The organism is Enterobacter vonholyi, assembly GCF_008364555.1.
GTDB lineage: Bacteria > Pseudomonadota > Gammaproteobacteria > Enterobacterales > Enterobacteriaceae > Enterobacter > Enterobacter vonholyi.
The window spans coordinates 170,133-183,900 of sequence record NZ_VTUC01000006.1 but is presented as its reverse complement, the minus strand read 5'-3'; the positions used below and the strand labels follow the sequence as shown (position 1 = coordinate 183,900).

At 53.9% G+C, this 13,768-nt stretch carries 11 protein-coding genes and 1 pseudogene; 9 read left to right on the top strand and 3 right to left on the bottom strand.

The genetic code is table 11. The features are described 5' to 3' along the window. Nucleotides 1-35 precede the first annotated feature (35 nt). The 8 genes and pseudogenes from F0319_RS09625 to F0319_RS09590 all read left to right on the top strand — a co-directional run bounded on the left by F0319_RS09625 (nucleotide 36) and on the right by F0319_RS09590 (nucleotide 7,725). A complete protein-coding gene (locus tag F0319_RS09625; protein WP_149366769.1) occupies nucleotides 36-1,346 on the top strand; it encodes a M20 family metallo-hydrolase in 1,311 nt (436 codons plus the stop codon). Beyond that, on the top strand, nucleotides 1,346-2,791 hold the full coding sequence (locus F0319_RS09620; protein ID WP_149366768.1) for a M20 family metallopeptidase: 1,446 nt from the start codon (nucleotides 1,346-1,348) through the stop codon (nucleotides 2,789-2,791). The genes F0319_RS09625 and F0319_RS09620 overlap by 1 nt, the downstream gene beginning before the upstream one ends. A gap of 41 nt (nucleotides 2,792-2,832) precedes the next feature. Then, the gene (abgT, locus tag F0319_RS09615; protein ID WP_111965695.1) at nucleotides 2,833-4,359 is read left to right on the top strand and encodes a p-aminobenzoyl-glutamate transporter; all 1,527 of its coding nucleotides are present in this window, start codon (nucleotides 2,833-2,835) and stop codon (nucleotides 4,357-4,359) included. Between the two features lie 10 nt (nucleotides 4,360-4,369). Further along, nucleotides 4,370-4,885: a methylated-DNA--[protein]-cysteine S-methyltransferase gene (gene ogt, locus F0319_RS09610; protein ID WP_115874888.1), complete on the top strand. Its 516-nt coding sequence runs from the start codon at nucleotides 4,370-4,372 to the stop codon at nucleotides 4,883-4,885. A 183-nt stretch (nucleotides 4,886-5,068) separates the two neighbouring features. Further along, nucleotides 5,069-5,821, top strand: coding sequence for a fumarate/nitrate reduction transcriptional regulator Fnr (gene fnr, locus F0319_RS09605; protein WP_006174991.1), 753 nt, complete (start codon nucleotides 5,069-5,071; stop codon nucleotides 5,819-5,821). A gap of 146 nt (nucleotides 5,822-5,967) precedes the next feature. Then, entirely contained in the window at nucleotides 5,968-6,150 is a 183-nt protein-coding gene (locus F0319_RS09600) for a hypothetical protein (protein WP_014883604.1), read from the top strand. Between the two features lie 321 nt (nucleotides 6,151-6,471). Continuing rightward, nucleotides 6,472-7,144 (top strand): annotated as a pseudogene (locus F0319_RS09595) (SOS response-associated peptidase). Between the two features lie 275 nt (nucleotides 7,145-7,419). Continuing rightward, a complete protein-coding gene (locus F0319_RS09590; protein WP_149366767.1) occupies nucleotides 7,420-7,725 on the top strand; it encodes a transposase in 306 nt (101 codons plus the stop codon). 431 nt (nucleotides 7,726-8,156) lie between these two features. Here the strand turns inward: F0319_RS09590 and F0319_RS09585 are convergent, their stop codons facing one another. Beyond that, nucleotides 8,157-8,495: a hypothetical protein gene (locus F0319_RS09585; protein WP_111965692.1), complete on the bottom strand. Its 339-nt coding sequence runs from the start codon at nucleotides 8,493-8,495 to the stop codon at nucleotides 8,157-8,159. Nucleotides 8,496-9,314: 819 nt separating this feature from the next. On the opposite strand from F0319_RS09585, the gene uspE reads away from it, so the two are divergent. Continuing rightward, nucleotides 9,315-10,265 carry a universal stress protein UspE gene (gene uspE / locus F0319_RS09580; RefSeq protein WP_032640084.1) on the top strand — a complete coding sequence of 317 codons (951 nt, stop codon included), beginning with the start codon at nucleotides 9,315-9,317 and terminating at the stop codon, nucleotides 10,263-10,265. Between the two features lie 64 nt (nucleotides 10,266-10,329). Here the strand turns inward: uspE and pntB are convergent, their stop codons facing one another. Further along, nucleotides 10,330-11,718, bottom strand: a complete 1,389-nt coding sequence (gene pntB, locus F0319_RS09575) for a Re/Si-specific NAD(P)(+) transhydrogenase subunit beta (protein WP_032668239.1) — start codon at nucleotides 11,716-11,718, stop codon at nucleotides 10,330-10,332. Nucleotides 11,719-11,728: 10 nt separating this feature from the next. Beyond that, the gene (gene pntA / locus F0319_RS09570) at nucleotides 11,729-13,258 is read right to left on the bottom strand and encodes a Re/Si-specific NAD(P)(+) transhydrogenase subunit alpha (protein ID WP_115874887.1); all 1,530 of its coding nucleotides are present in this window, start codon (nucleotides 13,256-13,258) and stop codon (nucleotides 11,729-11,731) included. Between the last annotated feature and the right edge of the window lie 510 nt (nucleotides 13,259-13,768).

Sequence of the window (13,768 nt, the reverse complement as noted above, 5' to 3'; positions counted from 1 at the left end):
GCAGTTCACATATTTTAATGATGACAGGAACAGATATGGACACACTGGCGCAGTACATCCAGACGTTAACGCCGCAGCTGAGCGCGTGGCGTCGCGATTTTCACCATTTTGCGGAATCCGGCTGGGTAGAGTTTCGTACCGCCGCGAAAGTCGCGGAAATACTGGACTCGCTGGGTTACGCACTGGCGATGGGCCGCGACGTGGTCGATGCCGAAAGCCGGATGGGGTTACCCGATGACACAACCCTGGCGCGAGAGTTTGCCCGCGCGCGCGCGCAGGGCGCGCCTGAGAAATGGCTGGCGCCGTTTGAAGGCGGGTTTACCGGCATTGTCGCCACCCTGAATACTGGCCGCCCGGGCCCAACCCTGGCGTTTCGCGTCGACATGGACGCCCTTGATTTAAGCGAAGCGCTTGACGACAGCCATCGCCCGTTCCGCGACGGGTTTGCCTCCTGCAATCCGGGCATGATGCACGCCTGCGCGCACGACGGCCACACCACCATTGGTCTGGGGCTGGCACAGGTGCTTAAGCAGAATGAAGCCCGGCTGAACGGCACCATCAAGCTGATCTTCCAGCCTGCCGAAGAAGGAACGCGCGGCGCGCGCGCCATGGTTGCTGCCGGGGCGCTGGATGACGTGGACTATTTCACGGCCATTCACATTGGCACCGGCGTACCTGCCGGGACGGTAATCTGCGGCAGCGATAACTTTATGGCCACCACCAAGTTCGACGTGAGCTTCACCGGCGTGGCCGCGCACGCGGGCGGTAAGCCGGAGGACGGTCGTAACGCCCTGCTCGCCGCCGCGCAGGCCGCCCTCGCCCTGCACAGCATCGCCCCGCACAGCGACGGCGCATCCCGGGTGAACGTCGGGGTGATGCAGGCGGGCAGCGGGCGCAACGTGGTCCCCGCGAATGCGCTGATTAAGGTTGAAACCCGCGGCGAAAGCGAAGCGATTAATCAGTATGTCTTTGAACGCGCGAAGGCGGTGATTACCGGCGCGGCGGCGCTCTACGGCGTGAGCGCGGAGATGCGCCTGATGGGGGCTGCCACCTCCAGCGCGCCGACGCCGGCCTGGGTTGATTATCTGCGCGAACAGGCGAGCCGGGTTTCCGGGGTTGTTCACGCCATCAATAAGGTGAAAGCGCCAGCGGGTTCCGAAGACGCCACGCTGATGATGGCCCGCGTGCAGCAGAACGGCGGCATGGCGTCCTATATGGTGTTTGGCACGGATTTGAGCGCCGGGCATCACAACGAAAAATTCGACTTCGATGAGCAGGTGATGCCTGTCGCCATCGAAACGCTGGCGCGAACTGCGCTTAATTTCCCGTGGACGCGAGGTGTGTAATGCAGGAGAACTACGCTTTTATTGCCGATGCGATCGACACGCGATGTCGGACGTTAGCCGATATTGCCGACGCGATCTGGGATCGTCCCGAAACCCGCTTTGAAGAGTTCTGGTCCGCCGAACGGCTGGCCAGCGAGCTGGAAGCAGAAGGCTTCACGCTGACCCGCGAGGCAGGCGGTATTCCAAATGCCTTTATCGCCAGCTTCGGCAGCGGAAAACCGGTTATCGCCCTGCTGGGCGAGTACGACGCGCTGGCCGGGTTAAGCCAGCAGGCACACTGCGCGACCGCGCAAACCGCCACGCCGGGGGCTAACGGCCACGGCTGCGGGCATAACCTCTTAGGCACCGCAGCACTTGCGGGCGCGGTGGCGGTGAAAAGCTGGCTGGAGCAGCACGGCGGCAGCGGAACGGTGCGTTTTTACGGCTGTCCCGGCGAGGAAGGCGGCTCCGGGAAAACCTTTATGGTGCGCGAAGGGCTATTTGATGACGTCGATGCCGCCGTCACCTGGCACCCGGAAGCCTTTGCCGGGATGTTTAACGTCAGCACGCTGGCGAATATTCAGGCCGCCTGGCGTTTTCACGGCGTGGCGGCGCACGCGGCCAACTCCCCCCATTTGGGACGCAGCGCTCTGGACGCCGTGACGCTGATGACCACCGGCACCAACTTCCTCAACGAACACATCATTGAGAAAGCGCGCGTCCATTACGCCATCACCGACACCGGCGGGATTTCCCCCAACGTGGTACAGGCGCAGGCCGAAGTGCTGTACCTGATCCGCGCCCCGGAGATGGCCGATGCGCAGCAGATCTACGAACGCATCGAGAAAATTGCCCAGGGCGCGGCGATGATGACCGAAACCACCGTCGAGTGTCGCTTTGATAAAGCCTGCTCAAGCTACCTGCCGAACCGCACGCTCGAGGCGGCGATGTATCGCGCCATGCAGCACTACGGCACGCCGCAGTGGACCGAAGAAGAGCGAAAGTTTGCCCGCGAGATCCGCGCCACGCTGACGCCCAACGATCTGCAAAACAGCCTGAAAAATATTGCCGCCACGGGTGGCGACGCGGGTAAAGCCTTTGCCCGTCGTCATCAGGCGACGCTGCTGGTAGATGAAGTCGCGCCTTACGCCGTCACCGACAACGTGCTGGCGGGTTCAACCGACGTGGGCGACGTCAGCTGGAAAATGCCGGTGGCCCAGTGCTTCAGCCCCTGCTTTACCGTCGGCACGCCGCTGCACACCTGGCAGCTGGTGTCTCAGGGGCGAACCTCTATTGCCCACAAAGGCATGCTGCTGGCCGGAAAAGTGATGGGCGCAACCGCGCTCAATCTGCTGCAGGACGCATCGCTGCTGAAAAAATGCCGTGAAGAGTTTGAACAGCAAATACAAGAAAAACCGTACGCGTGTCCGATCCCACGGGGCGTGACACCGTCACCTTTAAAATAAAAAAACATAACACAACACAACAACACTCCCGAGGAACGCCCATGAGTATGTCATCCATACCTTCGCATTCCCCATCCGGTAAGCTCTATGGCTGGGTTGAAAGGATCGGCAATAAAGTGCCGCACCCTTTCCTGCTGTTTATCTATCTGATTGTGATTTTGATGGTCGCCACTGCCGTGCTCTCCGCCTTTGACGTCAGCGTGCGCAGTCCGGCCGACGGCAGCCTGGTGGCGGTGAAAAACCTGCTCAGCGTTGAGGGGCTGCACTGGTTTTTACCCAACGTGATTAAAAACTTCAGCGGCTTCGCCCCGCTGGGCGCCATTCTGGCGCTGGTGCTGGGTGCCGGACTGGCCGAACGCGTGGGCCTGCTGCCCGCATTGATGGTAAAGATGGCTTCTCACGTCAGCGCGCGGTACGCCAGCTACATGGTGCTGTTTATCGCCTTCTTTAGCCATATCTCCTCCGACGCCGCGCTGGTGATCATGCCGCCGATGGGGGCGCTGATCTTCCTCGCCGTCGGGCGCCACCCCGTGGCGGGCCTGCTGTCGGCAATTGCGGGCGTGGGCTGTGGATTCACCGCCAATCTGCTGATCGTCACCACCGACGTGCTGCTCTCGGGCATCAGTACGGAGGCGGCGAAAACCATTGATGCGGCCATGCACGTCAGCGTGATCGACAACTGGTACTTTATGGCAAGCTCGGTCATTGTCCTGACGATTGTCGGCGGGCTGATTACCGATAAGATCGTCGAGCCGCGCCTGGGCAAATGGGAAGGCCGCAGTGATGAAAAGCTGGAGACGCTGAGCGAAACGCAGCGCTTTGGCCTGCGCGTGGCGGGGATTGTCTCGCTGGCTTTTATCGCGCTGGTGGCGCTGATGGTGGTGCCGGAAAACGGCATATTGCGCGATCCGGTTAAACATACGGTCCTGCCTTCGCCGTTTATCCAGGGCATCGTGCCGCTGATTATTCTCTTCTTCTTTGTCGTTTCGCTCGCCTACGGTATCGCCACCGGCAAAATCCGCCGTCAGGGCGATCTGCCGCAGCTGATGATCGAGCCGATGAAAGAGATGGCGGGCTTTATCGTGATGGTGTTCCCGCTGGCCCAGTTTGTGGCGATGTTTAACTGGAGCAACATGGGCAAGTTTATGGCCGTGGGCCTGACCGACGCGCTGGAGGCTGCCGGGCTAAGCGGCGTACCGGCGTTTGTCGGCCTGGCGCTGCTGTCATCCCTGCTGTGCATGTTTATCGCCAGCGGCTCCGCCATCTGGTCGATTCTGGCCCCGATCTTCGTGCCGATGTTTATGATGCTGGGTTTTCACCCGGCGTTTGCCCAGATCCTGTTCCGTATCGCGGACTCCTCGGTGATTCCACTGGCGCCGGTCTCGCCGTTTGTTCCGCTGTTTTTAGGCTTCCTCCAGCGCTATAAACCCGAGGCCAAACTGGGTACCTACTATTCGCTGGTTTTACCCTACCCGCTTATCTTTTTAGGGGTATGGCTGGTGATGCTGGTGGCGTGGTATCTTGTCGGCCTGCCGATTGGGCCGGGAATATACCCGAGGCTGAACTAAAGGAATGAGGATGCTGAGATTACTCGAAGATAAGATTGCGACGCCGCTTGGGCCGCTGTGGGTGATCGCGGACGAGCAGTTTTGCCTGCGCGCCGTTGAGTGGGAAGAGCACAGCGACCGCATGGAAGAGCTGCTCAATATTCATTACCGCTTGCAGGGTTATGAACGTATCAGCGCCACCAACCCGGGTGGGCTGAGCGACAAGCTTGCGGCGTACTTCGAAGGCGATCTCAGCATCATTGATACTCTGCCGACCGCCACGGCTGGCACGCCTTTTCAGCGCGAAGTGTGGCAGGCGCTGCGGTCGATTCCCTGCGGACAGGTCATGCATTACGGCCAGCTCGCGGAGCAGTTAGGTCGCGCAGGCGCTGCACGCGCGGTGGGTGCCGCTAACGGCTCTAACCCGGTCAGCATCGTGGTGCCCTGCCATCGCGTCATTGGCCGCAACGGTACCATGACAGGCTATGCCGGTGGCGTGCAGCGAAAAGAGTGGTTGCTGCGTCACGAAGGGTATCTCTTGCTCTAGTTCCCAGGCTTTTTGTGCTTAATTTTCTACCGGTTAGGCTAAAAATCCATAATCAAGCTGTGGAATTTCAAGAAGATGGCGACGCATTGTCGTCTCTTGTCCTTATTGAGGGTTTGTCAGGCTTACGTACTTACCAAAAAGATGTTAAAATTGACCAATATCAATTAAGGCTTGAGCAAACCTATGATCCCGGAAAAGCGAATTATACGACGCATTCAGTCTGGCGGTTGTGCTATCCATTGCCAGGATTGCAGCATCAGCCAGCTCTGTATCCCGTTTACCCTGAATGAGCATGAACTCGATCAGCTTGATAATATCATCGAGCGTAAGAAGCCTATTCAGAAAGGGCAGACGCTGTTTAAAGCGGGAGACGAACTGAAATCGCTCTATGCTATCCGTTCTGGCACCATCAAGAGCTACACCATCACCGAACAGGGCGATGAGCAGATCACCGGCTTCCATCTGGCGGGTGACCTGGTAGGCTTTGATGCCATCGGTACGGGCCACCACCCGAGCTTTGCTCAGGCACTCGAAACCTCGATGGTTTGCGAAATTCCGTTTGAAACCCTGGACGATTTGTCCGGCAAGATGCCTAACCTGCGTCAGCAGATGATGCGTCTGATGAGCGGTGAGATCAAAGGCGATCAGGACATGATCCTGCTGCTTTCTAAAAAGAATGCCGAAGAGCGCCTGGCCGCGTTTATCTACAACCTCTCCCGCCGCTTCGCCGAGCGTGGCTTCTCGCCGCGTGAATTCCGTCTGACGATGACGCGTGGCGATATCGGCAACTACCTGGGTCTGACCGTGGAAACCATCAGCCGTCTGCTGGGTCGTTTCCAGAAAAGCGGGATGCTGGCCGTTAAGGGTAAATATATCACTATCGAAAACGGTGAAGCGCTGGCCGTTCTTGCCGGGCACGCCCGTAACGTGGCGTAACACTCCGCATATTGATGACCAGACTGATAAATTCTTGTGATTTATTGGTCTGGTGTAATCACTTCCGTTTCAAGATATTTTCACCGTAGTACGTCCCCACACAGCGCCCGAAAGGTTCTCGTTGAGGTTATGAATTGAGAGAAAGTTTGTTTTTCGTTTCAGTCGTGATTGCCTCAGTGACCTTTATCTTCATCTGGATCATGCTTGTCGGCCCAATGAAGGGGGAAGAAAAAACCTACGTCCAGGACTCCACGACCTTTGCGATAGCAGTGATGGTGCTGCTGTTTATTGCGTTTATCGCGGTGACGACCACGGTGCTTTTCCTCTGATAAATTTTCATGACTTATAAATATGGTATGTAGACCCTTCAACATTCAATAAGTTATCAAAGAAAAATGACATTTTGGTTCGTTATCAGACGATAACGGAGAATGTAGGATAATCAAACGCCCTAAAAACTCCCCCCAGCAGCTCATTTCGCCGCCCAACATCCTCCAATTTTGCGTAGCTACTTCCCGTTTCGCAACGTGTCGCTTTACCTTCTCTCCCCTCAAGAGCATATTCGCCACCGATCCGTTTGTAAGACTTTACCAGCGCGCGACTTTTTCTCCCTGCCCTTTACTTTCATTCTGACTGACTGGAGTTTTTTTATGTGTGGAAGTTTTGCACAAGCCCAACCCCGTGAAGAATACCTGCTATATCTTGCCGACGAAGACGACCATGACATCGCATACGACCCGGAGCCGATTGGCCGGTACAACGTCGCGCCCGGTACTAAAATTCTGCTGCTGAGCGAACGCGACGAGCAGCTGCATCTTGACCCGGTCCTCTGATCCTACGCGCCAGGCTGGTGGGACAAAGCACCATTGATAAACGCGCGCGTCGAAACGGTCGCCACCAGCAGAATGTTTAAACCTCTGTGGCAGTATGGCCGGGCAATCTGCTTTGCAGACGGTTGGTTTGAGTGGAAAAAGGAAGGCGACAAGAAGCAGCCCCATTTCATTCATCGGGCAGGTGGCCAGCCGATATTCATGGCAGCGGTCGGCAGCACGCCATTTGAGCGTGGTGATGAATCAGAGGGATTTCTTATCGTGATGTCTGCAGCGGATAAAAGGCCTGGTCGACATTCACGACCGTCGTCCTCTGGTTCTGCGATCAGAAGCTGCCCGCAAGTGGATGCGGCAGGATATAGGCGGGAAAGAAGCTGAAGAGATTGCTGCCAACGGAGCAGTACCCGCCGACGAGTTCATCTGGAACGCCGTGACGCGCACCGCGGATAATATGAAAAATCAGGGGCCGGAGTTAATCGACGTGATCCTATAAAGAAACAAGAGAGCCACATGAATTCCGAAATGAGAGAATAGCAGGTGTTCGGAATGCATACGTACATAACGGTTTCTTGAGTCATAGGGCGCAGGTCACGTCAGCTGGCAATAAGGCTAGTAAACGATTCGATTTTTGCATGCGCTTTATAAGATTACGCAAATAATTCAATGTATTACACGTCATGTTAGGCTATTTTAGATTTCCCTATTTATTTGTATTGTATCTCCTATCTTCGGTTTGTATATTCATGCAGACAAACCAGGAGAATCGCCATGATTTACATTGAACGCCTTGAATTTATTCATAAAAGTGGAGACGTACTGTATCCCGTGAAAATAACCAGAAAATCATCGGGGAAAACAGCCTTCCACCTTGTGCCATTCGGTCTGGATAAGACTGTGGATCTTGTTGAGGTAGAAGATCCTTTAGAAGCCATTAGGCTGGTTATTGATGAGAGTCATTCCATTCGCTGCAGCACCCTAACCGCTACTATTACGGATAAAAATGGCAAGCGGATTAAGCGAACAGGCATATATAGCATTAACGGGGCTAACATTAGAGAATACAACATCAGGTAATGGCGCAAAACGGGCCAGGGCATTAGCAAATTTTACCGAACTTTTAGCAGATCTGTATATTTTGTCGTATACAGCCACGACAGCATTTATCGCTTCATCTGCCACTGCAGCTGAATGCCCTGCCCTCCAAAGTGGAGCATTCCTTTTTCTTGCTGCGTTAGTGCACGACCAGATTCCCGTTCTTTTGCAACCAAGATAGCTATCAATGCGGGGATGAAAACAATTGTCATTTGTAGTTTGGCACTGCCATTTCGATGTAATGGGGATCGCTAACTTCGGTAAATTTATCGACGTATCATGATAAAAGTTCAAGTACGTCCAAAAGTTATATGGTACGGCCTGTAAACGTTAGCCTGTCGAGCATCTCGTAAAGATACACACCATACCATTTAAATTTAATTAGCCTGGCTTAAGCTCTGGTCAGTTCGTTTTTAAAGCGGATGTTTTTTACGGTATTTTTCAATGACGTTTGGTTTACACGCGTCAACATTTTTAGGGTCGACTACGATTTTCTCAATCCCCGGATGTTCCTTCACTACTTCCTGATAAGCTTTCAGAACGTCTTCATTGAAAGGAGTAGGATCAGTTGCGTTAATCAATCCTTTTTTAATCTTAAAGTCTGGTTTTGCGGCTTCTTCTCTGAATTTAGGACTGCAAATTAGTTCGGCTTGATATGATAACACCTCATCAGACAAGGATTTCGTGTTATCAGTGGCATGAACTGAAAGGCTTACTGTAGTGATAAATAATGCAAGTACGATCTTTTTCATGAATTTTACTCGATTAAATGTGTCAGATAACTTCTATCATAAAAAGAAACATCAGACTAAGGCTGATCACCCTACTAAAATTTGGTATCATTATGATAATTATTCCTTGCACATCCTGTCCATGCGCCCTCTCCCTGGCTTACTGGACAACGACACCAGGAAATGCCGACGAATAAAAGCGGCTAAATTTATTTCGCTGCCACAAACCTTGGCTCGTAAACGGTTTCTCTTCCCAGCAAGCGATTGCTACATAAAGTGATGCTCTGAAAGAGCAGAACTCTTGTACAACCTATCTAAGATAAAACAGTAACCTGAAAATCGCCGCGAACATAGAAAAACCGAAACGCAGCGCCTCAGGACAGTATTGGTAACCGACCAGCGCTCGACAACAAAGGCAGGTTCTCTGTCCTACGGATGGAAGAATGGATTACGTAGGGCAGGAATCAGAGAACTGTCCCCATCAGTCGAGACACACCATGCCTGCTGGTCACTTTATGCATGTGCACATCCTTCGTTTGTAGCGACACCGAGGGGACATGAGGATTCACGGATGGTTTATGAGGTCGGTGCAAAGTGGAACGGTGATATGGATAGGGACCAGGTTGCTGTTATTAACAGGAGGATTCTTGTCAATATGCCCCTGACGCGCCCACATAACGATTTGAAGCCCAAGAAAATCTTTACATTCATCATGCAGCAGTACGAACCAATAAATTTGCATGATTTATTGATCTGGCAAAACCTCCCCTCTGTTTCATTCAGGATATATAGGTTACTCTTTTAATTACAGACTGTGGTGACAGTAGTAAGGAGACCTGTATGGCCAAGTATCAAAACATGCTGGTAGCTATCGATCCGAATCAGGACGATCAGCCGGCATTACGACGTGCTGTGTATTTACATCAACGGATTGGTGGCAAAATCAAAGCGTTTTTGCCGATCTATGACTTCTCGTATGAGATGACCACCCTTCTGTCGCCTGACGAGCGAACCGCTATGCGTCAGGGCGTCATCAGCCAGCGTACCGCGTGGATCCGAGAACAGGCGAAGTATTACCTGGAAGCGGGTGTTCCCATTGATATTAAAGTGGTCTGGCACAACCGACCTTTCGAAGCCATCATCCAGGAAGTTGTCGCCGGTGGGCACGATCTGCTGCTGAAGATGGCGCACCAGCACGACAAGCTGGAATCCGTGATCTTCACCCCGACCGACTGGCATCTGCTGCGCAAATGCCCTTGCCCGGTCTGGATGGTTAAAGACCAGCCGTGGCCTGAAGGCGGGAAAGCCGTTGTGGCGGTAAACCTCGCTAGCGAAGAGGATTACCACAACTCCCTGAACGAGAAGCTGGTGAAGGAGACCATCCAGCTTGCAGACCAGGTCAATCATACTGAAGTGCACCTGGTAGGTGCCTATCCGGTCACCCCTATTAACATTGCCATTGAGCTACCTGAGTTTGACCCGAGCGTGTACAACGACGCGATCCGCGGTCAGCATCTGCTGGCCATGAAAGCGCTGCGCCAGAAATTCAGCATTGATGAGAAAATGACCCACGTGGAAAAAGGGTTGCCTGAAGAGGTGATCCCGGACCTGGCGGAACACCTGCAGGCTGGGATTGTGGTGCTGGGTACTATCGGCCGGACCGGTATTTCTGCCGCCTTCCTCGGCAATACCGCCGAACAGGTGATCGACCATCTGCGCTGCGACCTGCTGGTCATTAAGCCGGATGAGTACCAGACGCCGGTTGAGCTGGACGATCCGGAAGACGATTAACACCTGACGCCGCCCGACAATAAAAAAACCGCCAAATTCGGCGGTTTTTTCGTTTCAGCGCAACTTACAGCGCTTTCAGAATCGCATCCACGCTGGCTTTAGCATCGCCAAACAGCATGTGGGTATTCTCTTTGAAGAACAGCGGGTTCTGCACCCCGGCATAACCGGTATTCATAGAACGTTTGAAGACGATTACGTTCTGCGCCTTCCACACTTCCAGAACCGGCATACCGGCGATTGGGCTACCCGGATCGTCCTGTGCAGCAGGGTTAACGGTATCGTTGGCACCAATGACCAGCACGGTGTCGGTGTCGGCGAAATCATCGTTGATCTCATCCATTTCCAGCACGATGTCGTAAGGTACTTTCGCTTCCGCCAGCAGCACGTTCATGTGGCCCGGCAGACGCCCTGCCACCGGGTGAATACCAAAGCGAACCTTGATGCCCCGCGCGCGCAGCTTCTCGGTGATTTCCGCAACCGGATACTGCGCCTGCGCCACCGCCATGCCGTAGCCGGGGGTGATGATCACAGAATGCGAGTTTTTCAGCATGTCTGCGGTATCTTCCGCAGAAATTTCACGGTGCTCACCCACTTCTTCATCAGCACTGGAAGAAGAGCCATCTGTCCCGAAACCACCGGCGATTACGCTAATGAACGAACGGTTCATCGCCTTACACATGATATAAGACAGGATCGCGCCGGAAGAACCCACCAGCGCACCGGTGACGATCAGCAGGTCGTTGCTCAGCATAAAGCCTGCCGCCGCTGCAGCCCAACCGGAGTAGGAGTTCAGCATTGAGACAACAACCGGCATATCCGCACCACCGATGGACGCCACCAGGTGCCAGCCGAATGCCAGCGCGATGATGGTCATTACCAGCAACGCCAGCACCTGCAGACCGACGCTTTCGGTACGCACGAAGACCACCAGCAGAACAAATGACACCACCAGCGCCGCCAGGTTCAGCTTATGACGGTTTGGCAGCATCAGCGGTTTAGAGGAGATCTTTCCGCGCAGTTTACCAAACGCGACAATGGAGCCCGTGAAGGTCACCGCACCGATGAAGATGCCCAGGAACACTTCAGTAAGGTGGATGTTGACCAGAATCGGTTCCAGACCCGGTTCGTGATACAGGTAGCTGTTGAAGCCCACCAGCACCGCGGCCAGACCCACAAAGCTGTGCAGAATGGCAACCAGCTCCGGCATCTCGGTCATTTCAACGCGTTTTGCCAGACGAATACCAATCGCGCCACCGATGATCATCGCCACCAGGATCCACGCTACGTTGCCGGTATCCGGTCCGAAGATGGTGGCAATCAGCGCAATCGCCATTCCGGCGATACCAAAGTTATTCCCCTGCTGAGACGTTTCGTGTTTGGAAAGCCCCGCCAGACTGAAAATAAACAGGATTGCAGCAACAATGTATGCGGCTGTCACTAATCCTCCAGACATATGCTACCCCTTAGCCTTTACGAAACATTTTCAGCATGCGCTGAGTCACGGTGAAACCACCGAAAATATTGATACTGGCGATCAGCACCGCGATAAAACTCAGGAAGCTGATCCAGCCGCCGTGACCAATCTGAAGTAACGCCCCCACCACGATGATCCCGGAGATGGCGTTGGTTACCGACATCAGCGGCGTATGAAGCGCATGGGAGACGTTCCACACCACGTAGTAACCTACGACGCAGGAGAGCGCGAAGACGGTAAAATGGCCGAGGAACTCTTTTGGCGCGACGTCAGCCAGCCAGCCGAACAAAATAATTACCAGCGCCATGATCGCGTATTTACGCCACGGTGAAGCCGGTTTAGCAGGTTCTTTTGGCTCAGGCGCCGCTTTCGGTGCCGCCTGAGGCTGAGCAGAAACCTGAATAGGCGGCGCAGGCCAGGTAATTTCACCTTCACGGACCACGGTCACACCGCGCACCACCACATCGTCGAAATCAACGGTGACGTTGCCGTCTTTCTCTTTGCAGAGCAGCTTAAGCAGGTTGACGAGGTTAGTGCCGTACAGCTGAGAAGACTGCGTTGGCAGACGGCCCGGCAGATCGGTATAGCCGATCACCTTCACGCCGTTAGCGGTCGTGGTCACCTGATTCGGTACGGTATATTCACAGTTACCGCCGTTTTGGGCGGCCAGGTCGACAATCACGCTGCCCGGCTTCATGGAATCAACCATCTCACGGGTAATCAGCTTCGGCGCAGGTTTACCCGGGATAAGCGCGGTGGTGACAATAATGTCGACATCTTTCGCCTGAGCGGCGAAGAGTTCCATTTCGGCTTTGATAAAGGCTTCGGACATCACCTTCGCGTAACCATCGCCGCTGCCGGCTTCTTCCTTGAAGTCCAGCTCAAGGAATTCGGCGCCCATACTCTGAACCTGTTCCTTTACTTCAGGACGGGTGTCAAAGGCACGTACGATAGCGCCCAGGCTATTTGCCGCACCGATTGCAGCAAGGCCCGCCACGCCCGCGCCAATCACCATGACTTTCGCCGGAGGGACTTTACCCGCGGCGGTGATTTGACCGGTAAAGAAGCGACCAAACTCGTGGGCTGCTTCAACAATGGCGCGGTAGCCAGCGATGTTTGCCATGGAGCTTAAGGCATCCAGCGACTGCGCGCGCGAAATGCGCGGCACGGAGTCCATCGCCATTACGGTCACGCCACGGGCTGCCAGCTTCTCCATCAGCTCCGGGTTTTGTGCAGGCCAGATGAAGCTCACCAGGGTTGTCCCCGGATTCAACAGCGCAATCTCACCCTCTTCCGGTGCATTGACCTTCAGAATCACCTGAGACTGCCAGACGTCAGCACCGTCGACCACTTCCGCGCCAGCCTGGATAAAGGCCTCGTCATCGAAACTCGCCAGTTTGCCCGCGCCGCTTTCAACCGCGACCGTAAAACCCAGCTTAAGCAGTTGCTCCACCGTTTTCGGTGTTGCCGCTACGCGGGTTTCATTGGCTAACCGTTCTTTTGGTACCCCAATACGCATAGTTTTCCCTTCCATCGGTTCTTGATGATGGTTTATCGATAAATGCCCGCGATTTGTATCAATTTTCACCATCGCACCAGCGACGAGATATGATTAACCCCGGAAAATAAAACAGTAACAAACTGTCTATAACCTACTGAAAATAGCGCCCGTGATCTACCGCCAGAAAACACTATTTCTTACTTTATCTGTGAAAAATAAGCGATCGGCGTCACTGACAGTGATATTTACCTTAAATTCATCGCCGGAACCGATAAATCGCGCAAGCGAAGCGGTAAAAACATGATATAGCGCCGTAAGAGAACAACTTATTAACATTAAATTAACTTGTAAAAGTCATATGCTTTATCAGTTTTACTTGTCAAACGCGTGTTTTTTCAACATATCACTAAATGTTATCGAATAAGGTGATTCAGTGAGCACAGGCAGTGAAAAATGGCGCAGACAGCGACGGGTTTTAAATGCAATAATCGGGACCGTCTCAAATTAACAACAATACCAGTACATGGT